Below are 19,232 nucleotides of genomic sequence, written 5' to 3' on the forward strand. Positions count from 1 at the left end.
CCTTTCTTCAGTGGTAGTAATCGGTGTCGCGGATATTGCCGTGGCGGATCGGTGGGTCGTCCGGCGGCCTCTCGTTTGCGTAAGCGCGATCGAGCCCGTGCTGCAGGATCGACTTGATCGAGCCGTAGGAGGTCGCGCCGATGTCGTTACCGCGCCGGCAGGCGGCCTCGATGCGGGCCGCGCCGTAACTGCGCGCGAGCCGCAGAATGCCGAGACAAGCCCGGAAGCCCTGCTCGGGATGTGGCTTGGCTTTCATGATCGCCTCGAGGAGAGCGATCGTGGCGGGGCCGATCTTGGCGGCTTCTCGTTTGATCCGTGCTGGCGTCCATTCGGCATAGCGCCGGTGCGCGCTCGGCATGTGCTCCGGGATCGTGGTGTGGCGATGGGGCACGTCAGAGCGGGCGTGGCTGGCGACCCGGACTCCCTTGTGCAGGATCTCGATCGTCCGGTCGGTAATGCGCGCCTCAAGCTCTTCGCGGATCAGACGCGAAGGCACCGAGTAGTAGTGACCGGCGATCTCGACGTGATAGTCCGGCGCGACGCGGCACTTCTTCCATTCGGCGTACTGATACGGCAGCGGCGGCAAGGCTTTGAGCGCCGTCTTGTCGATCTGTGCGAACAACTCGTTGCGGCTCACACCGAGCTTGCGCATGATCCTGGCGTTGAGGTCGGCAACCGCCTCGCGGATGGCCGCGTTGAGCTCGTCAAGCGAGAAGAAGCGCCGGTTGCGCAGCCGCGCCAGCACGAACCGCTGGACGATTTGCACCGCCACTTCCACCTTCGCCTTGTCGCGCGGCTTCCTCGGACGCGCGGGCAGGATCGCAGTGCGGTAATGCTCGGCCAGTTCCTGGTAGGTGCGATTGATGCCCGGTTCATAGCGGCAGGTGGCGGTGACGCCGGCCTTCAGATTGTCGCAGACGATCGCCTTCGGCACGCCGCCGATCATGCGCAGGGCATTGACATGTAACCCGATCCAGTCGGCCAGCCCTTCCGACCAGCGCGCCTCGGCAAAGGTGTAGTTGGATGCTCCCAGCACCGCGACGAAGACATGGGCCAGCCGCTGCGCGCCGGTCGCGGCATCGAACACCGGCACGGTATCGCCCGCGAAGTCGACGAACAGCTTCTCTCCGGGCCCGTGCACCTGCCGCATGGTCGGCGAGATCGTCTCGCTCCATTTCCGGTAGAGATCGCAGAACCGGCTGTAGCCATAGCCGTCGGCGTGCTCGGCGCGATATTCCTCCCACAGCAGGAGCAGCGTCACACCGCGCCGCTTCAGCTCCCGGTGCACCGCCGTCCAGTCGGGCAACGGCCGCGCAGGTTTCTCCTCGAACGTCGGCGGTGTGAACAGCCGGCGCTCGAGCTCGCCGTCGTCCATCCCTTCCGGCACCGGCCAGGTGATGCCGATCACCGCAGCCCGCCGCAGATACTCGCCAACCGTCGATCGGCTGATGCCGACGGTGACCGCGATCTGCCGTTCGCTCACGCCAAGGGCGTGCCGCAGTCTCAAGACTTCTCGAACCTTCCGCATCGGCGCTCTCTCGGCGGGCATCAGACCTCCCCTTGCTTGACCGCAAAGGAGGGCTGGTCCGCGATTCGGTCGCCGTCTTCGAGAGCGTCAGGCTGGTCTCAACAGGGTGGCCGGCTTCGATCGGAATGGGTGGCCGACTTCCGTCGGAATCGGTGGCCGGATTGCCTCGGAATCAGTGGCCGGCTTGCATCGGATTACGCACTAAAGAACCGGCAGAAGCATTTCGTCATCGATGGCGAGGCCGTGATCCTCGGCGTCGACGGCATCTCCGATTTTAACGCGCTGCACTCGCGCAAGCACGACCCCGAGGTGCAGCTCTACGACTTCGACATCCTCGCAATGGCGAGCGACGATCTGCGGTCGCTGCCCCTCCACATGCGCAAGGCCAAGCTGGAGAAGCTACTGGCACGCCGGCCCGATGGGATTTCAGTGGCGCCCTTCGAGTGCGGCGAGATCGGGCCTGACCTATTCCGCGCCGCCTGCCGCATGGGTCTCGAGGGCCTGGTGATCGCGATCGCCCCTATAAGAACCGAAGTCATCCCGCGATGGGGCGAGAGCTATAGTATCGGGCCGGCGGACGCCACTCAGGTGCGGCTCCCGCGGCCCGAGCCGCGACGTTCCGCACGATCGGCACGGCGCTTACATCTAAGCATATGGCGCGCCAGCTCCACCATGATAATTAGCGAGAATCTGTCAGTGTTGCCCTTGGGACGGGGCCGTGGGGGACATACGCGGCCTTGCTCAGAGGTGAAGGCCCGCCAGCTCGCCAGCCCGGGAGGGCCTTCCCTCACCTTGAGGCCCGTTAAGCCTGCCGAAGAATGTGAAGTCGATCATATTGCAAGCCAAAAAGGCTGCGGTACGCTTCCGTCTCACGGGGGCTGGCTCCATATTTCACTTAGACCTTTTCACCCGGTCTATTTTGACCATCGCGCTGGCCGCAGCAGCCCCCCTGCTGCGGCCTTCGTGCTGACGGGGGCGCCGCCTGATCGCTATTGGAGACCTTTATGCCCAAAGAGAATTGCGTGATTGTTCGTACTGCCGGGAAACAGCTCGACCTCTTACGAGGCGAAGCTTCCCGCATCGCAAAAGCTGCTAACGTCGGTTGGTGGACCGATCGCGCGGAGATCGGCACTAGGTTCTGTTTTGAAGACCCTAAATCAAAAGAGTCGTTCGCACTCACTTGCGACAGCCTCGGCATCACCTGCCACGAGGGCTAGTCGATTGAAAAACCCGCCGACCTGGGAGCCGGCGGGTTTTCAATGCCCATGCGTGCCGCGGTACTCGTCACCAATCCGCATGCCTTAACTAAACTATACCCATCAGCCGTTGACGTTGAGTTACCTCGCCCAGCGTGAACCGGCGGGCCCTAGCGCTCTAGCCCATCGTCCGCGCCCGGCGCCCAGGTCGCTACGATCGTTGCAAAGGCTCTTGGCTCCAATCGAGACCGCATCCCCGAGACGTTGTCGGGACAGGGCGTAGATGCTGGTCCTGCGACCGCTCCGAGGCAAGTGCGCTGCAACATGATTATATTTTCGATTGCTTGCCCTAACCTAATCGCGCGGATATCTTCGCCTCCCTTTGTAGAGTTGGGGTGTTTTCCGATGACTGGATTTCAGGCAAAGCTGGAACGTTTTGAAAGTCTCGCAGCCGAATGCGATCTGATTGCGAAAAAATCTGACGGCAGCAATCGAGAGCTGTATCTGCGCGCCGGGCAGCACTATCGGGAATTGGCGAACGAGGTCCGCGAACTGATTGCATCGTTTGACATCGCCGCATAGATTTTCGAGCGCCGCGCTACAGCGCGCCTGAACCACCTCAGATCGCGGCCAAAGTTTTCGGCGAGCGTCGCCAACGGACGCGATCTCGCTGAAACTGCCTCGATTGCTCCGAGTGGTGCGCCGCGCCTACTCTAGGCTTGCTCGTTGGGCGGGTCGCCGACGAGCGCGGCGCCCGTCGCCGCGAAGGAGTACGCGAAACTAGGACGCTCTTCGCGAATACGTCTAGCAGACACAATTGGATTGCGATCGCCTTGTCACGACTGGAGGGCACGGAGATACAGCTCCGTTAGATCACAAACGTAGCTGACCACCGTAGCAGAAATGAGAAGCGATCACGTTACAACGAAAAAGCTACACTAGGCCAACAAATTGGCATTTCGGTTTGGAGGAGTGGATATCCTCTTCTAGGCCAGGCATGAGCCCGCAGGGATAGCCCATAGCCCAAACCTCGAGCGCCAAGGGGTGTCGCGTCAACAGTTGTAATCGATGCGCTTTTCTGGCCGCGCCTCATTCGATCCGCGGTCCTGGCCACAGCCATTTGGTAGCATCCCACGCCCGCGGGGCCTGCTTCGAAGGTGCGCGGCCAAGAGTCGGCTGCACAAAGTGGCCGCCTGCGATCATATGCAAGGAACCACGGGGGTTAGGGGGGCTATGCCGGATCCAATAACGATCGCGTCCGCTGTGGGTGCTGTAAAGCCGACGTTTGATGCTTTACGTTCGGCTCTCGGCCTGCTGAAGGATGCCAAGGATCTCCTGCCAACCGGAGAGAAGCAGGCGGCAATCACCCAGGCTTTGGTGACCGCTGAATCGAGCGCAAAGCTTGCGGAAGCCGAAATTGCAAAGGCGCTCGGATTTGGATTTTGCAAGTGCGAGTTTCCGCCAACGCCTATGCTCACGGTCGGGCACATCAGCAATGCCCACGCCGCTCGGTATGGTATCCAAGGTGCCGTGTATGAATGGCCCGAAGTGCGGCTTCAATAGTGTGCTGAGTTTCAGCTATTCGCGGACCGCGCCGTTGCGAGAAAAGTAAAAGGCTCGGAATTTTCCACACCCAGGACGCTCTGTAGCCGACGCGAGGAGCATGAAATGACTGCCGCCAGTTGGACGGGCGAAGCCTTCCCGCCCGTCGATCATTGCATCTACGCTCATCGGGATGAGGAACACACGCCCTTCACTGATGAGCACATCATTCCGTTTGGATTGCTGCCGAAAGGCGGCGACTGGTTCTTGCCCAAGTCAAACTGTCTGAAATGCAATGCGATCACAACGCGCTTTGAAGACACGTGCCTACGCGGGACTTTCGGTGTCTTTCGCGAGCATCTAGACCTAAAGACAAGACGCAAAAAGAACCGAAACAAGCCCCGAGAGGTCTGGTTCAAAGGGCCCGACGGGTCCGATTCAAAGCAAGAAATGCAAGTCGCGGACATCCCGAGATATTGCCTTGGCTTCAACTGGCTCCCCCCAGGCATTTTGCGGGGCCAATCTCCGACATCCGAACTCAATTTCAGCGGTGAGACCGTGCTTCGCTACGCTCGCGGCGAATTAGAGAAATTTATCCCTGACAAACACGGATTCAGGCTCGGCAGCGTTCGAATGCTCGACTTTGCCCGAATGCTTGCGAAGATCGCACACTCATACGCAATTGGGAAATGCGGTGAGAACGCTTTTGAGCCGATGCTCCCAGACCTGATCCTTGGTCGCGATGAGCACGCACCTTACCTGATCGGAGGAGATCCAAGAGGAACACCGCCCGCCCAGCCACGCGTACTTCATGACATTTACCCAATGAGCGCGGCCATCGGAGATGACGGCATCACCTACCTCGGCTTCGTAATTCGGTTGTTTGCGTTCTGGGAGACGCCCACCTATTTCGTCATTGTTGGCCGCAAGAAATGGCGAGTTGGCCCTCGAAATGAACGTCTCGCGCGATCAGGCCCGTCAGCGTGAACCGGCGGCCTTTTCCACACCCACGACGCGCTGTAGCCCGCGGTTCCGGGGATCTTGTGTTGCTTTTTGCCATAATTAGTGAGTTGCCGTCACCAGGCGCCAGCAGAAATAATAATCTCGCGATGGTGACGGGGTTGATTATTACCGGCTGTGTTGGCTTCCTAGCTTTGGGCGCGACGTTCGCCGTGATCGTCTACATCGATGCACGAGCTGAGCGCCGACGCCAGCAGTAACGAAGCGAGTCCTCCATACGTCTACTTACGATACCAGCCGCGGCAATTGTCCACATCCCCCTGCCCGCAGAAGCTCGCGCGCCTTCCAAGCCACCAGTAATCGATAATTTGACTCTCGCCGGCGCCGAGCTTCGATGGCCGCATGCCACGTCCTCGACGCAAGGACCGCACCGAACCTGATGGCCGCCCGCGCAAGATCACGCTGGGCGACCTGCATCAACGGGCGTGCGCGATCTCGTGTTCTGCCAGGACCATCGCTGCAGCCACAACGTCAAGCTTACGGCTGATTACGTCGACCGATGGTCGGACGACATCAGGATCTCGCAGCTAGCAGGCTGTTGAAGAACTCAGCCGCGTTCGCAAACGAAGGCTGAATCGTCGCCATTGTGGATGTAGAAGTGGCCGACGAGCCTGCCCGCAGTGCCGATCATAGCCCATCCGCGACCGCAGGACGGATCATTCTCGTCGTGCCCTTCCCATGAGAACTCGGCGCAGGCCGATCCGTCGCGGGCGCCGTAGCGCACGTCCAGGGAGCCCTTGAGAGCCCCAAAGGCGATTTCGCCATCGGACTTGCCCTGGAAGGTGAGATGCGCCTCTTCGGCAAGATCGAGGAACTCGCTGTCCCAGACGTCCATCTCGACGATGCGCCAGCGGCCGACAAAGGCCTTGGCGAAGCCGGGCACCTTGGCCATCAGCCAGTCTCCGCAATCAGCTTCGGCAGCCGCACCAGATTGTAGGCGGCGGCAGCGAAGGTAAAGGCCCATGCGACGCGATCACGGCCACGGAAGCTGGTCTTCTCTTGCCCGGCAACCGTCTTGATCCAGCCGAATGCCTCCTCGATGCGCTTGCGGATGCGCTGACTGATGGCATAGCCGCCGTGCCGGGTCGTTCGTCCGTCAATCGCAGAACTACGGCCGCTGGTGTTCTGTGCAACATGCGGCGTCACGTTCATCGAGCGCAGTTCGTTGACGAAGTCTTCTGCATCGTAGGCTTTGTCGGCGCCAAGCGTGATCGCTGTCGGTCGGTCGGCACGAGGCTCGATCATGTGCAGCGCGGCCACCCGTTCGGCATGCCCGCCGGCCTGCGTCAGGCAGGCGTCGACCAGCAGGCCGTGGCGGTTCTCCATCAGCCCGTGCCCGATGAAGCACAGCTTCGTCTCCTTGCCTTTGCCCTTGCGGTAGAGCCTGGCGTCCGGATCGGTGGTCGAAGCATGGGTGTCATTCGAGCGTTTCTGGCCATGAAAGTCCGCTTCGGCATTGCGCCCGCCGCCTGGCGCTGGCGGCTCGCCGGAGCCGTCCTTCGGCTTGACGCTCTTCATCGAGGCCCAGGCCTCGATCAGCGTACCGTCGACCGAGAAGTGATCGCTCGACAGAAGCCTCTTCACCTTGGGCTGCGCCAGCACCGCCGCCAGGAACTTGGCCGCGATGTCGCCTTCCAGCAGCCGGTCGCGGTTCTTCGAGAACACCGAATGGTCCCAGGCTGCGTCGTCAACGCCGATTCCGACGAACCAGCGGAACAGCAGGTCGTATTCCAGTCGCTCCATCAGAAGCCGCTCCGAGCGGATCGAATAAAACGCCTGCAACAGCATCGCCCGCAGCAGCTTCTCCGGCGGGATCGACGGCCGCCCAATTGGCGAATAGAGCGCGGCAAACTCTCGCTCCAGCGCCGACAGCCCTTCGTTCACAATCGTCCGGATCGCTCGCAGCGGATGATTACGCCGCACCCGCGCCTCCAGGTCGACGTAGCTGAACAGTTCGCCCGTTCGATTGTCGCCGCCGCGCACGCACCATCTCCGAATCTCATCGGAGCCAATGAATCACGGTCGCCGGTCGGCGGCGAGCGCCTTTTTCAACAGCCTGCTAGAGCCGCGGTTCGTCTGCACAGCGTGCGGCATGCGGGGCTCCAATATCGTCTCCGGATGCTATGGCACGGAGCAAGCCATCTTGCCGAGACCGGGTAATCAAGAATCGCCTATAGCTCGGCAGAATTTCCGGCTGGGGGGCCGATCCATGAAGCTGATGAACGAGCGGCCTCACTCTGATCCAGAGGCCGCGCGGCGCAAGCTGATCGAACTCGCCAAAGGCGTCGAGGCGGTCCAGGACGGCCGCATCCATATCGAGAAGAACAACGCGCCGTTCCTGTCGAAGAACGGCTGCAATTCTAGCGGTCCCGAATTCGGCGCCGGCATCAAGCATGCGGTCGATCAAGGTTGGCTCGAGCTGCACGAGAGCGCGAGAGCGGGACTTACGTGAGGCTGCTGACACCAGGCGAGGATTTGCTGGCAACGCCGCGAGAGCGAACCCGAGGCTAAGTAAGGGGAGCCTGCGACGCGCGGGTTGCGATCCCGGCGGAGAGGACGGGACTGGCATCAACCACCCGCGCGGGCACGGACGGGCTCGGCGGGTGGCCGTGACCTGGGTCGCAATGCGACTTAAATCCGGCAACGCGGTGGATCCATTTTGGCCGCAGGCGAGATGCAGGCGACTTAGCCGTCAGTTCGATTGTCCCCTCAAGGTCGCACTTTGAAGCATCGGCAAATCTTACCCGAACGGATGTAGCCGATGTTACGGCTGCCAGACGAAGCGCTATATCCGAACTGACGACTGGGCTTTCGACCTTCCCGGGATGACATTCTATGCAGAACCCGTCCGATTGCGTGGAGCGATTGCGATGAGGGAGGTTAGGATGGATTTTTCGCGGATGTCGGATGGGATCCGGCTGCACCAGGCCTCTCATCGGCATGATGGGGACGACGAAGCGAGTCCGGCACCGAGCGCCCCTTTCCTGACCGACGCGGTCGGCGGTGGCATCCTGGTCCATGGTCCCGGCCCGTCTGCAGGTCAATTTTCAGGTCAATTTGCAGGTCCTGAAGCGCACCCCACGAGCGCGAATACCCAGCATCATGGTTCCGACTCGATTCAATCCAAACATTCCGCATCGGGGGTCGACACAGGCGGCCACGCCGGCAATCACGCTGCGGCGGGCCTGGATGTTTCGTCCATCACGCCCGCTTCCGACGCATCCCATCCTGGGATGGGCATTGCGACAGTCGAGAGCGGAGCCAACATGGCCGGGAACGGCGGAGATGGCTACTTTTACGGAAGTATCATTCACGCGTCCCTGTTGGTCTATGAACCGATCAACATCTCGGTGAGTTTGGGATACGGCTCGGTCGCCCAGGCCGACCAGTCCAACAATTTGAATGTCGATCAATCCGCCTTTCAGATGGCCGGCGCCGGCGGCCATGGCGGCAATGACAACATTTCATCGGGAGGCAGCGTCAGTACGTCCTTAGGCGCCGGCGTGATCGCGAGCGGCGAGAGCGGCGCCGGAAGCGGCGGCAGCGGCCATTTCTCGGGAGCGATCGCGGACGCTCCCGTGGTGATCTATCATCCAATCAATATTGCGTTGGCGAGCTCGGGCGGCACTGCACATGCAAGTCAGTCGAACACGGTCGACATCGACCAATCGGCCACGCAGATCGCGGGCGTCGGCGGAAGTGGCGGACATGGCAATGTGGCCGCCGGCGGTAGCGTCATCACGCTCGACCCCAGTTGGGGATCGAGCGTCTTTGACGTTCAAACGGGAGGAAGCCAGGCCGGCAATGGCGGTGACGGCATGTTCTACGGGGAACTCGTCCATACCTCGTTTGTAGTGTACAACCCGATCAACATCGCAATCACGGGTTACGGCTCCAGCGCTTACGCGGTGCAGATAAACGATGTCTCCGTGGATCAATCCGCGGTTCAGATCGCTGGCATTGGAGGGCACGGCGGCAACGACAACGCCGCAGGGGGCGGCCATGCAAACCTTCTCTCCCATGATCTGTGGGGCGGGTCCGATACGATCGCGACCGGTTCGAACAGCGCAGGCAATGGCGGCAACGGTTATTTTGCGGGCAGTCTGATCGACGTCAGCGTCGCGATCTATGCACCCATCAACATAGCAATCGCAGGTCCACATTCGACGGCCATGGCGGATCAGGTCAACAACGTGCACATCGACCAGAGTGCGACCCAGATCGCCGGCGTTGGCGGGGACGGCGGCTACGGCAACCTCGTGCTAGGTGGCGATGCCGCGCATCTCTTGTCGGATCTTCACCTGCTGGCATAGCGAAACGTCGCATCGCTTGCATGGCCGATCGCATCGGGGCACGCGCGTCGCCACTCTTCGCATGCAAAGCCCGCGCAGAGGCGCCCCCCCCTGACGAAATGTCGTACTTTCGTAGGTAGGCCCATCAAACCGGGATGGTGTTCGATTTGACATCTATCGCTCCTGGGCACGGGCGGATCAGACTGCCGTGCGCGTCCGCCTGATCGGGATGGATGTTGCACGACAGCCAACAAACCGACGGAGGCCTCAAATGATGCCAAAGGCAATCAACATCTCGGATACGATCAAAGTCAAGTCGATCGACACCGGTGGTCAAAGTGCCGGAAATGGCGGTGACGGTACTTTCAAGGGAGCCATCATCAGCAAGCCGACTGTCAACTACGATCCGACCAACAAGGCGGAAGGCGCCGACGTGCACGTCAGCACCGGCGATCACGTCAAACAGACGGCGGATTGGGATGCTGGCGGCGCCAACGCCAAGGCCTCGGTGTTCTCCAAGGCTCATGGCGGAGACGCCGAGTCGAACGGAAGCCAGAAGTCCTACAGCGGCTACGATACCTCCAAGGTCTACGCCAATACGGATGCCACCCAGATCAACAAGCTCGCGGTGGACCAGCACCAGGAAGTTGTCGCCGGCATCGGCGGCGATGGCGGAGACGGCAACTTCGCATGGGGTGGAGGAGTGACCTTCCATCTCGACACGCTCTGACGAACCGCTCGTCTGACCGGCAGGACCGGCTGCCGCGGCCGCCGGTCCTGGATTTCGCGCCAAAGATCTACCTATGTGGTTGCCCGGTTGCGCTGAGCATCAGTCAAGTGCGCCGGACCTCGATTTCAGGCGGTGACGATCATGCTGATGCCGCCCATTCGGTTGCCCATCCTGCCGCAGATCCGGACGCCACTGCACATAGCCCTCCGGTCCTGCGTGGGACCGCTAGGCCTCGTTTTCGCATATAGCTGCAGTTACAATGTGCTCCTGTTTGCGCCCTCCATCTATCTTCTTCAGATCTACGACCGGGTGTTGTCGAGCCGGAGCGGCGACACGTTGCTCCTGCTCACGCTCATCGTCGCGATCACAGTGGTCGTCGGCGGCGTATTCGATGCATTGCGACGCGCCGTCCTTGGACGCCTCGGCGCCTGGCTCGACGATCGGCTTCGTCCCTGCGTGCTTTCGGCCGGCCTCGAATCGGCGCTTCGCAGCGCTTGGACGCAAGCGTCGGACGCATATCGGGATCTCACCGTGCTGCGCCAGTTCGTCGAGTCCGGCTCATGTGCGATGCTGTTCGACGCGCTCTGGTCGCCCTTGTTCCTCGTGGTCCTCGTTCTGATCCACCCCCTGCTTGGCGTGGTGGGCGCCTGCTGCGTCGCCTTCCTGTTCGCACTCACGATCGCCGGAGAGCTCGTCACGGAAGACGCTTTGCTCAGGTCCAGCGCCGCGCTCTCCAGAAGCTACGGTCGCCTTCAGACTGCCGCGAGCAACATCCACATGATCCGCGCCATGGGAATGTTCGATAGCGCTGCGCGCATGATCCAGCGTGACGCGCAGCACGCGCGCAGAGAACGCGATGGAGCCCTCCGGCGAGGCGAGATCGTCTCGCTGGCCGCCAAGCCGGTTCGCGCGCTGTCGCAGGTCTTGATCATGGGGGTTGCCGCGTGGCTCGTTCTCGATCACGGGAAAAGTCCGGCAATCATCTTTGCTTCTACGCTCATGTTCAGCCGGGCGCTCGCGCCGGTCGAAAGTGCGGTCGCAGGCTGGAAATCACTCGTGACGGCCGTGAGTGCCTGTCAGCGGCTCGGCGCACTTCTCGCTGCGTTCCCCGTCGGCCGGCAGGCGAGCGCAGGGGTTTTCCCGCCGCAGGCGCGAAACGGCCTCGTCGTCGACAATGTGGGCGTGTGGCTTGCGGGGACCGACCATCTTCTGCTGAACGGCGTCTCCTTCAGCCTCATGCCCGGAGAATGCCTTGGCATCATCGGTCCGTCCGGGTCAGGCAAGTCCTTACTCGGCCAGGTGATCGCCGGGCTGTCGATGCCGACGCATGGCCGTGTCCTCCTCGACAATACGGACGTCTCGCTGTTTCGGGAAGGCCGAAACGGCGGCGGTCTTGGATATCTCCCCCAGGACATCAATCTGATCGGCGACACCATCAACGACATCATCGCACGCCTTGAAGATGCCGACCGGCGGAAGGTCGTCGAAGCGGCCAAGCTCGCTGGAATCCACGGGGCGATCATGCGCCTGCCGCAGGGTTACGACACGGTGGTTCACAGTGAAACAATCTTCTCGCGCGGCTATCGGCAGCGCCTCGGTCTTGCCCGCGCCTTTTTCGGCAGTCCACGCCTCATCGTTCTCGACGAACCCAACGCCAGCCTCGACTACGGAGGCGAGCGAATGCTCCTGGATGCCATCGAACGCATGAAGCTCGCAGGCGTCATCCTTGTCGTCGTCACTCACAGGATGGGTCTCCTCGCCGCCACGGACAAGATTGCCATCATGGAAGACGGTGCGGTCGCCGCGTTCGGCGACAGCGAAGACATCTTTGAACGGCACCTGAGCCGACCCCAGGTTACTTCACAGGTTGCGCCATGATCTGGAACTCTCTCACCGTCTGGAAGCATCCTGCTGTCTCGAGACTTCCCATGATCTGGGACCAGTTCGTGCGAGCGCCGGTGCGCCCCCCGCCCGCCCGACGATCTGGCGTCGTGGTAACCGCAATCGACGATTTCGAGCCTCTGGAGTTTCCATGGTGCTCGACGCCTACGCCGACCTCGCCACGCGGAAGGCTTCGCACTATCACCGTCGCGGGCAATCTGCTGGTGCTCTGCTTCATGCTGGGGCTTGGGACATGGGCGAGCCTCGCGCCGCTCGAGAGCGCCGCGATCGCGTCCGGCGTCGTGGAATCGGAATCGAGTCGCAAGACGATCCAGCATCTGGAAGGTGGTATCGTCAGCAAAATCCTGGTTTCGGATGGCGATAGCGTGCGTAGCGGCCAAACGCTGATCGCGCTGGAGGATACCCGGGCGAGCTCGGAGGTGCAAAGCCTTCAAGGTCAATTTTGGGACGCAGTTGCTCGTGCCGCACGACTTCAAGCCGAGCAGCAGAGATCTCAGAGCATCGCGTTTCCGGACGCGCTGGAACAGGACAGCAAGCAGAACGGCGTGGCAGCCGCTGCAATGTCCGCGCAGCAGTTCATTTTTCAGGCACGCCTGCAGGTTCACGAGTCGCAGCTTGCGGTCATTCGCGAACGAACGCGTCAAGTCGAAAAGGAGATCGAAGGTCTCACGGCACAGGAGAGCGCCACCGAGCAGCGGGTCGGCATCGTCCGGGAGGAACTGGATATGGTCACGACCCTCGTCAATAAGGGGCTCGAACGGCGGCCGCGACTTCTGAACCTGCAGCGGGAGCTGGCCGACGTTGAGGGCCGCCGCGGCGAGATCGCCGCGCAGATTTCCCGCGCCACGCAAGTCATCAGCGAACAGCAGGCCACATTGTTCAAGCTCGAGAGCGAGAGGCAGAACGAGATCGCACAGTCGCTTCGTGAAGCACAGAACCAGATATTCCAGCTCCGCGAGCGGTTGCTTGCGGCCAGGGACCAGCTATCGCGAACAGAAGTCAAGGCGCCAGAGGATGGCGTGATAACCGATTTGCGGATTCATACAGCCGGTGGCGTCATCGGAGCGGGCGCTCCGCTCATGGACCTGGTGCCCCGGCAAGACCGTCTCATCGTGACCGCGCGCCTGAGGCCCGAGGATATCGACGTGGTTCATCCCGGCCTCAATGCCGAGGTTCACCTCGTACCGTACAATCAGCGTCGCGTGCCTCGCCTGAAGGGAACTGTCGTGCACGTGTCGGCAGACCGGCTCCTCGACAAGCGTACCGACCAGCCATACTACGCGACCAAAATCCGGATCGACGACGCGCAGATCCTCGCAAACGACATCCAGATCGTCCCCGGCATGCCGGTTCAAGTGTTCATCACGACAGGGCACGGTACCGTGGCTCTCTACGCGCTCAGGCCTTTGCTCGACAGCTTCCGTGGTGCATTCAGAGAGGACTAAGTCTCCTGCATCGGACCTGCGCCGGATTCGTGATCGCGAACCTGCGCCGGCAACCGGACGCGCCAGCGGAGCACGGCTTCCGTCCGATTGTGCGCGGCACATTTCCGCATGATATGCTGGACGTGCATTTTCACTGTGCTTTCCGAGAGGTTCAATTTGGCGGCGATCAGCTTGTTGGGCAGGCCGAGCGCCAATTCCGCCAGAACCTGTTGCTCACGAGGCGTGAGGTCGGTCACGCTCCTTTCGATAGTCACTCCGGCTCCCTCGTTCACAAGATATGCGCGCGCAAGCCCGCGTGCATCTGGCGCCTCGAAATCAGCTATCCTGTTCATGCCGGCGACAGGCAGCGGCCTGTAGACGCCGCCGACAAGGACAAGGCGCAGGCCAGCTATGGCGATCTCGATCGGCAGCGAGGTAGAAAGAAAGCCGCGCACGCCCCGCTGCATCGCGGCCTGCACGGTCGGCTCGTCGTCATGGTTCGACAGGATCGCAACGGCGGCGTTGGGACAACACTCCGCAACGAAGGCGAGACTGCCCTCAACCGAGGGATCGTCGATGGGCTTGTCTGCAATACTCAGCATCACCAGACGAACATCGCGAGTTGACGTGGTGTCCAGGCTTTCGACCGTTGCCAAGTCGAGGATCTCGAATTCCGCCAATTCCCGCCTGAGGACGTTCAGAATACATGTGCGGGGTAACAGGAGCGGGTCGACGATTACCAGAACCGGAAAGTGAAGCGATCCATCGAGCCGCTTTGACGAGTTGGTTATGTCGTCCATGATTTCCTCGAGATGAAAAGAGCTTCCGCGATATTCCCATTCCGTACTGCGTCTCCCCTGCTGCTGCATTCATCCTGAATGAACATCACGAGAGCGGCGCAGTGCCGCCGCCAGTGCCTTATCCACTGCGGGTACTTGGCGCTTGGGTGGAAATTCTTTCCGCTCAAATCATTTGGGCGCGTACCGCGCGGTGACGCAGTCGACGCATTCCCTAATTGCAGATATTTCGATACGCCGTTGACGCCGCCGACCCCGACTTGCCGTCGGCGATATATACTTCATCCTCCTTCACGAGATAAAGAAACGGTCTCTCTGCGGTCTCGCCGCCTGATGCGCTTCTTCCTTTCACACGCCCGCAAATCGTGTCCACGGGGCGTCCAAGCGTGTTCTTTCGCATCGTGCGCTTCATTTCGGTGAATTCGGCCGATCCTGGATCCTCCATCTTCGTGGCGATGGTGACCTTCGCCTTTTCCAGGACAGGATCTGATACTTCCGCGGGCCGTTCGGATACCGGGACGCTGATCCTCGTCCGCGGTGACGCCGCTTTGGCGAGGTCGACCGATCCGCTCTTCTCTGGAGATGATTTCTTGCCGGACCTTCCCCGAGTTGCAGAATTCGATTTGACGATCACGGGATCCGGCGCCAATGCCGTCGGCGTTGGCTGTGCGGGTCGGGCGACCGCAACCCGGTCGAAACAGGCTCGTGACGCACACCCAAGGAAATACCCTCGGGAAGGCGCGAACCAGCCAAAGCCGATCAGGACTCCTGCCAGCACTCCAACAAAAAGCAGTCCCATCCGATTCCCCTCCCTGGGAGCTCGGCTCGCACTTGTAACTAGGACTAATTCCGCGCTGGTGATCCATTTGTTGCGCAAAAGCGTTAAACGGCCATTAAGCTCGCAGTCGTCTGGACCATGCCTGGATCGGCGGATCAGATTGGGCTCCAGGCCCGTGCCGAGATTGCCGCAAAAGGACAATCGTGAAAGCAAGCATGGCCCGATTTGGTCCGCTCTTGGTCCCCTCTGCAACTTGCGTGTTCAAAGGTCCCGCTTTGCACCACCAAAGGCTGCCGATCACCGGCTTATGGCCCTCGGGCCTGTACCGCGCACCAGCTTCGCATCAGAAACGGCGTGAACGAAACGCCACGAAAGCAGATGGGATCGAGCAAAAACGAGGGAGGATCACGAAGCTGACCAATATGAGGAGGTCAACATGACCGACACAGCTCAGACAGACAGATCAATGCGGCGGATCGGCGTTATGTTCGGAGCTAGTGAGGGTGATCCCCAGGTCACGAAATATCTGAGAGCGTAAGCTGACATCCCGAAGGCGTGCAACAGAGGCGATCAGTTGAGAGGCTCAACAAGGTGGGCACGCGAGGGCGACGGAGTGAATCGGTCTCACGAAATATTGAGTCTCGTGCGCTACACGGCCGTCGCGGAACTCCATAATGCTGACGGAGTAAGACGGTACGTCGTCATAGCTCAGGACAAACTCGCTAACCCAGAGGTCGCCACCCCCAAGGATTCGCCCTACGGCAAAGCGCTTTGTGTTCGGCTGCAGGAAGCGGCTTTCCTGGATTTTGCGCCGGCCCCGGATGCGTTCGCCTGATTGCGGATAATCGAGCACGGCATCTTCGCAATAGATTTCATGCTCGATCTCGAACTGGCCTGAATCCGAAGCATCCCAAGGACGGCGCAGCGCAGCTAGTTTCTCGCGATCATCCATCCTTCGCCTCACCATCTGGCGCTTTCGTTTGCGCACGCGATGACACTGGGCACAGGCATACCATGCGCCGCCTAATTGTCTGAGCAAGAGATGCGCCGAAGTAGAGCCGATATCGCCGCGGGTCAAAAGCGCCGTTTTGGCCAGCGGTCGGCCATTCCGGTTTACCTCCGCCTCCGGACATCTCCCTCCGACGCTGTAATGGAAGCTCAAGGGGCCAAAAGGAGACCAGAGACTACGATTGTTTTGGCTACTCGATGACCTTATCAGCGCGGCCCAGCAATGTTGGAGATATGGTGAGGCCCAACGCTTTCGCCGTCTCGAGATTGACAACCAATTCGAATTTGCGGGCCGCCTGAACCGGCAGGTCTGCCGGCTTGGTACCACGAAGAATGCGATCGACGTAGTCTGCTGTCTGCAAGATGGTATCGCTGCGATCGATACCATAAGTCACAAGCGCTCCCGCGTATGCGTGGGCCTCGAATGCAAATATTGCCGGCATGAGATTGGCCATGGCCCGTTGAATGATAAGATCGCGGTTGACCTCGGTGATGGCGTGGGGCAACGCAATGACGCCCCCTCCACTTCCGCTCCCCACGAACTCGGTGAATGCGCGCTCTACTTCGGTGCTGTTGTGGATGCCGCCAGCAGTGTTGGCGGCGTACGCGATAACGGGACCAGAAGGCGCAGCACCGATGCGCATCGTGATTGGTTCTATGACTGTGGTGCCGTAGGCATCCAGGTTCCTATCATCGGCGTCAAGTCGTAGCCGCTCGCTTCTGTCGAGATTAAAAATGTAAGTCCTTTAGCCGCAAACATATTGGCCAAGCTTACGAATGAAGGGTCCGTCCCCGCAGGCAAAATCTGGATGTCCGAGACGTTGGACATGGTCACATTAGCGGTTTGAGCGAACTTCTCTTTCCGCCACCGAACGGCGCCACCGCGGGAGCGAATAGGATCTCAATAGTTCCTTTGGTGTAATTCGCCCCACGACCGGGGTAGGGATCGCTGCGTGGCGCGCTCCAAAATTCTTCGGAATAGTCCCTTGTGACGTCTACAGACATGGGGTCTGCTGCGAGAGCAGTATCAACAGCTGTAACGTCAAAGATGCGCGCTACGACATTCCTCGGGATTTTGATACCGATATCAAAGTCGATAATGACGCGCTGAGAACATCAAAGTTTACTGTAGGATTCCCCAAGGTTAGGTCGTAGCCGGCTTCGATTTCCAGCAAATACGACTGATACAGGGCGGCTCCGCCCGGCACCGTTCGCGTTCCAATTAGACCTGGCTGACCGGTCTGGTCGTAGGAAACACGTCCCGGCGTCGCACCAACTAAAAAGCAGGCTTGCAATAATTCCGTTGCAAACCGACTCGAGAATTCAATGCTGAAATCGAAATCGGCTAACTCTGTCATGGCGCACTCACACGGACGCCGAGGAGCGCATCGCCCTTATCAAAACCTATCTTGCTCTGAGCAACGATTCTAAGGTTGAGGCAGCCGACCGTGCGCTCATACTGGCCCCACTATTCAGAACAGCCGCAGACGGAATCGTGAAGGAGGAAGGGCCCGATGCGTCACTGGCGGGAATCATCGCAAAGGCGTTGGACTCCAAGCCAGGTCGTTAGCGATTCCGTGCAGCTTGTGAAGCCTGCCAGTCCGCCAGCGCATCGTCGGCCTCGTTCGCCGTCCCTTGGGGCAGACTAGAAGCCCGGTCGAGATACCAATCAATCGCCTTTCGGTCCCAACGCTGAGTGCCGGAGATCGCCCCCGGTCGAACGCATCCTCGGAACAGCCGCAATAGGCGGCTGCGTCGGCTTTTTTGAGCCCCCGAGGCGGTATCTGTCCCGGGCGGTGCATCAGCTTGGCCGGTTGGTGGGGAGGCCTTCCTCTACCGCAAGAGCAGCGAGAGTCTGGGGCCCGCCACCGTGAACCGACGGGCCATTTGGCTTCACTTCTTCATGCAGAGCCCGACCGTCGGCGAGGTCCCACATTTCGCGCCGTCTGCGGCTCCCCCACCAGGACAGAATACGGACACCAGTGTTTCGCTATTATCGCAATTGACTGCGCCATCCGCTTGCACGGCACGGATGTTGACGGGCGCCGGATCGCCCTTGTCGCCCTTCTCACCTTTCGGCCCCTACGGTCCTTGTGGTCCTTGCGCGCCGGCTGGGCCCTGTGGCCCCGGCACCCCCTGAATACCTTGAGCGCCTTGCGGACCGGCCGGGCCTTGCGCTCCCGGATCGCCCTTTGGTCCAGGCTCTCTGCCACAGGCTGCAAGAACGAGCGCGGCCGTCATAACGCCCACCGTAATGATCTTTTGCATTGCGATCCTGCCAATGATCGAGATCATTAAACGGGTCGTACAAGAGAGCCGCAAGAGAGACGCCCGCCAACCTGGCGGGCCCCTATTCATCGCCTCAGCCGTCCGGCATGTGCCGCCAGCCACTGGGCGCGTTTCCTACGTGACCTGGGCGGCGCCTCATGTGCCTGCCCTGCCAAGCCGCTGCGGCCCCGATCGTACTGAGCGGCGACAAGGCGCTCGACCAGAGCCACGAACGATCTGAGGAAGTCGGCTCCTCGGCTTCGATAACAATGCCCCTGCCCTGCGTCGCTCCTTCATGATGAAGCTCGCAACCGACCAGCGAATGGAGCTCGACCATCATCAAAACCCCGGTCGGCTTACAACGGCGATGACCGGTGGCGGAGCATGCCGGAAGCTGACAACCACCCGAGATCGTGGAGACGCCTTTGACCGTTACTTTTCTCGAAATGGCGCGGCTCTCCCGGCCACATGGCCAGATCGGAGCGCACGCTAATGCGCTACCAAATTCAGCCGACGTTATTCCGACGCCAGTTGGTGTCATCCTGACCAAGGATGTGCGGCTATATCTCGGTTCGGGTTGTCAGGCAGACGGGCATGCTCAGCTGGTTCGTTAAAAATGCAATTCTCTGGGCAGGAGAAAATTTGCCCGTGTGCGCCTTGATGTGGCTCGCCGTTGGCGAGCCATGGAGGCGTCTAGCGATGGGACAAACGACCCGAATTTTGAAGCGGGCAACGGTCCTGCCGGAT

The 19,232-nt window shown here is 60.7% G+C and carries 17 protein-coding genes and 2 pseudogenes; 11 read left to right on the forward strand and 8 right to left on the reverse strand.

Features of this window, described 5'->3' with window-relative positions; translation table 11 throughout:
- Window positions 1–7: 7 nt before the first annotated feature.
- Window positions 8–1,549 (reverse strand): IS21 family transposase, encoded by a 1,542-nt coding sequence (istA, locus tag P6U28_RS24700; RefSeq protein ID WP_407120119.1) that lies wholly within the window; start codon window positions 1,547–1,549, stop codon window positions 8–10.
- 177 nt (window positions 1,550–1,726) lie between these two features.
- On the opposite strand from istA, the pseudogene P6U28_RS24705 reads away from it, so the two are divergent.
- The 5 genes and pseudogenes from P6U28_RS24705 to P6U28_RS24725 all read left to right on the forward strand — a co-directional run.
- Window positions 1,727–2,091: pseudogene (locus P6U28_RS24705) on the forward strand (DNA ligase); the annotation flags it as partial.
- Between the two features lie 441 nt (window positions 2,092–2,532).
- Complete coding sequence (locus P6U28_RS24710) at window positions 2,533–2,745, forward strand: hypothetical protein (protein ID WP_122406454.1); 213 nt, start codon at window positions 2,533–2,535, stop codon at window positions 2,743–2,745.
- Between the two features lie 384 nt (window positions 2,746–3,129).
- Window positions 3,130–3,306 (forward strand): hypothetical protein, encoded by a 177-nt coding sequence (locus tag P6U28_RS24715; RefSeq protein ID WP_174221559.1) that lies wholly within the window; start codon window positions 3,130–3,132, stop codon window positions 3,304–3,306.
- Between the two features lie 681 nt (window positions 3,307–3,987).
- Window positions 3,988–4,287 carry a hypothetical protein gene (locus P6U28_RS24720; RefSeq protein ID WP_145986995.1) on the forward strand — a complete coding sequence of 100 codons (300 nt, stop codon included), beginning with the start codon at window positions 3,988–3,990 and terminating at the stop codon, window positions 4,285–4,287.
- Between the two features lie 105 nt (window positions 4,288–4,392).
- Window positions 4,393–5,253 (forward strand): hypothetical protein, encoded by an 861-nt coding sequence (locus P6U28_RS24725; protein ID WP_407120120.1) that lies wholly within the window; start codon window positions 4,393–4,395, stop codon window positions 5,251–5,253.
- Between the two features lie 580 nt (window positions 5,254–5,833).
- On the opposite strand, the gene P6U28_RS24730 is transcribed toward P6U28_RS24725, so the two are convergent.
- Together P6U28_RS24730 and P6U28_RS24735 are read right to left on the reverse strand one after the other, a co-directional pair.
- Complete coding sequence (locus P6U28_RS24730; protein ID WP_407120121.1) at window positions 5,834–6,178, reverse strand: hypothetical protein; 345 nt, start codon at window positions 6,176–6,178, stop codon at window positions 5,834–5,836.
- Window positions 6,178–7,269 (reverse strand): IS5 family transposase, encoded by a 1,092-nt coding sequence (locus P6U28_RS24735; protein ID WP_122402508.1) that lies wholly within the window; start codon window positions 7,267–7,269, stop codon window positions 6,178–6,180. Before P6U28_RS24735 ends, P6U28_RS24730 begins: the two co-directional genes overlap by 1 nt.
- 226 nt (window positions 7,270–7,495) lie before the next feature.
- On the opposite strand from P6U28_RS24735, the gene P6U28_RS24740 reads away from it, so the two are divergent.
- From P6U28_RS24740 to P6U28_RS24760, 5 genes are all read left to right on the forward strand, one after another.
- Window positions 7,496–7,738: a hypothetical protein gene (locus P6U28_RS24740; RefSeq protein WP_407120122.1), complete on the forward strand. Its 243-nt coding sequence runs from the start codon at window positions 7,496–7,498 to the stop codon at window positions 7,736–7,738.
- 433 nt (window positions 7,739–8,171) lie between these two features.
- Window positions 8,172–9,599, forward strand: coding sequence for a hypothetical protein (locus tag P6U28_RS24745; protein WP_407120123.1), 1,428 nt, complete (start codon window positions 8,172–8,174; stop codon window positions 9,597–9,599).
- A 250-nt stretch (window positions 9,600–9,849) separates the two neighbouring features.
- Entirely contained in the window at window positions 9,850–10,308 is a 459-nt protein-coding gene (locus P6U28_RS24750) for a hypothetical protein (RefSeq protein WP_035705682.1), read from the forward strand.
- Window positions 10,309–10,449: 141 nt separating this feature from the next.
- Window positions 10,450–12,186, forward strand: coding sequence for a type I secretion system permease/ATPase (locus P6U28_RS24755; protein ID WP_407123113.1), 1,737 nt, complete (start codon window positions 10,450–10,452; stop codon window positions 12,184–12,186).
- A 50-nt stretch (window positions 12,187–12,236) separates the two neighbouring features.
- Entirely contained in the window at window positions 12,237–13,655 is a 1,419-nt protein-coding gene (locus P6U28_RS24760) for an HlyD family type I secretion periplasmic adaptor subunit (protein ID WP_244607903.1), read from the forward strand.
- On the opposite strand, the gene P6U28_RS24765 is transcribed toward P6U28_RS24760, so the two are convergent.
- From P6U28_RS24765 to P6U28_RS24785, 5 genes and pseudogenes are all read right to left on the reverse strand, one after another.
- Window positions 13,652–14,434 (reverse strand): response regulator transcription factor, encoded by a 783-nt coding sequence (locus tag P6U28_RS24765; protein WP_122406452.1) that lies wholly within the window; start codon window positions 14,432–14,434, stop codon window positions 13,652–13,654. The two genes, P6U28_RS24760 and P6U28_RS24765, sit on opposite strands and share 4 nt — an antisense overlap.
- A 211-nt stretch (window positions 14,435–14,645) precedes the next feature.
- Window positions 14,646–15,230, reverse strand: coding sequence for a hypothetical protein (locus tag P6U28_RS24770; RefSeq protein WP_244607902.1), 585 nt, complete (start codon window positions 15,228–15,230; stop codon window positions 14,646–14,648).
- Between the two features lie 549 nt (window positions 15,231–15,779).
- A pseudogene (locus P6U28_RS24775) lies at window positions 15,780–16,161 on the reverse strand (nuclear transport factor 2 family protein).
- A 247-nt stretch (window positions 16,162–16,408) separates the two neighbouring features.
- Window positions 16,409–16,861, reverse strand: coding sequence for an ABC transporter substrate binding protein (locus P6U28_RS24780; RefSeq protein ID WP_209296573.1), 453 nt, complete (start codon window positions 16,859–16,861; stop codon window positions 16,409–16,411).
- Between the two features lie 411 nt (window positions 16,862–17,272).
- A complete protein-coding gene (locus P6U28_RS24785) occupies window positions 17,273–17,575 on the reverse strand; it encodes a hypothetical protein (protein ID WP_407120124.1) in 303 nt (100 codons plus the stop codon).
- Between P6U28_RS24785 and P6U28_RS24790 the strand changes: the two genes are divergently transcribed.
- Complete coding sequence (locus P6U28_RS24790) at window positions 17,569–17,787, forward strand: DUF6161 domain-containing protein (RefSeq protein ID WP_376707299.1); 219 nt, start codon at window positions 17,569–17,571, stop codon at window positions 17,785–17,787. The genes P6U28_RS24785 and P6U28_RS24790 overlap by 7 nt on opposite strands.
- Window positions 17,788–19,232 lie beyond the last annotated feature (1,445 nt).

The organism is Bradyrhizobium sp. STM 3561, from assembly GCF_045571455.1.
Classification (GTDB): domain Bacteria; phylum Pseudomonadota; class Alphaproteobacteria; order Rhizobiales; family Xanthobacteraceae; genus Bradyrhizobium; species Bradyrhizobium vignae.

Coding starts and splice junctions, on each gene's coding strand:
- istA (WP_407120119.1), bottom strand. CDS start 1,549: ATGCCCGCCGAGAGAGCGCCGATGCGGAAGGTTCGAGAAGTCTTGAGA.
- P6U28_RS24710 (WP_122406454.1), top strand. CDS start 2,533: ATGCCCAAAGAGAATTGCGTGATTGTTCGTACTGCCGGGAAACAGCTC.
- P6U28_RS24715 (WP_174221559.1), top strand. CDS start 3,130: ATGACTGGATTTCAGGCAAAGCTGGAACGTTTTGAAAGTCTCGCAGCC.
- P6U28_RS24725 (WP_407120120.1), top strand. CDS start 4,393: ATGACTGCCGCCAGTTGGACGGGCGAAGCCTTCCCGCCCGTCGATCAT.
- P6U28_RS24730 (WP_407120121.1), bottom strand. CDS start 6,178: ATGGCCAAGGTGCCCGGCTTCGCCAAGGCCTTTGTCGGCCGCTGGCGC.
- P6U28_RS24740 (WP_407120122.1), top strand. CDS start 7,496: ATGAAGCTGATGAACGAGCGGCCTCACTCTGATCCAGAGGCCGCGCGG.
- P6U28_RS24745 (WP_407120123.1), top strand. CDS start 8,172: ATGGATTTTTCGCGGATGTCGGATGGGATCCGGCTGCACCAGGCCTCT.
- P6U28_RS24750 (WP_035705682.1), top strand. CDS start 9,850: ATGATGCCAAAGGCAATCAACATCTCGGATACGATCAAAGTCAAGTCG.
- P6U28_RS24755 (WP_407123113.1), top strand. CDS start 10,450: ATGCTGATGCCGCCCATTCGGTTGCCCATCCTGCCGCAGATCCGGACG.
- P6U28_RS24760 (WP_244607903.1), top strand. CDS start 12,237: ATGATCTGGGACCAGTTCGTGCGAGCGCCGGTGCGCCCCCCGCCCGCC.
- P6U28_RS24765 (WP_122406452.1), bottom strand. CDS start 14,434: ATGGACGACATAACCAACTCGTCAAAGCGGCTCGATGGATCGCTTCAC.
- P6U28_RS24770 (WP_244607902.1), bottom strand. CDS start 15,230: ATGGGACTGCTTTTTGTTGGAGTGCTGGCAGGAGTCCTGATCGGCTTT.
- P6U28_RS24780 (WP_209296573.1), bottom strand. CDS start 16,861: ATGCGCATCGGTGCTGCGCCTTCTGGTCCCGTTATCGCGTACGCCGCC.
- P6U28_RS24785 (WP_407120124.1), bottom strand. CDS start 17,575: ATGACAGAGTTAGCCGATTTCGATTTCAGCATTGAATTCTCGAGTCGG.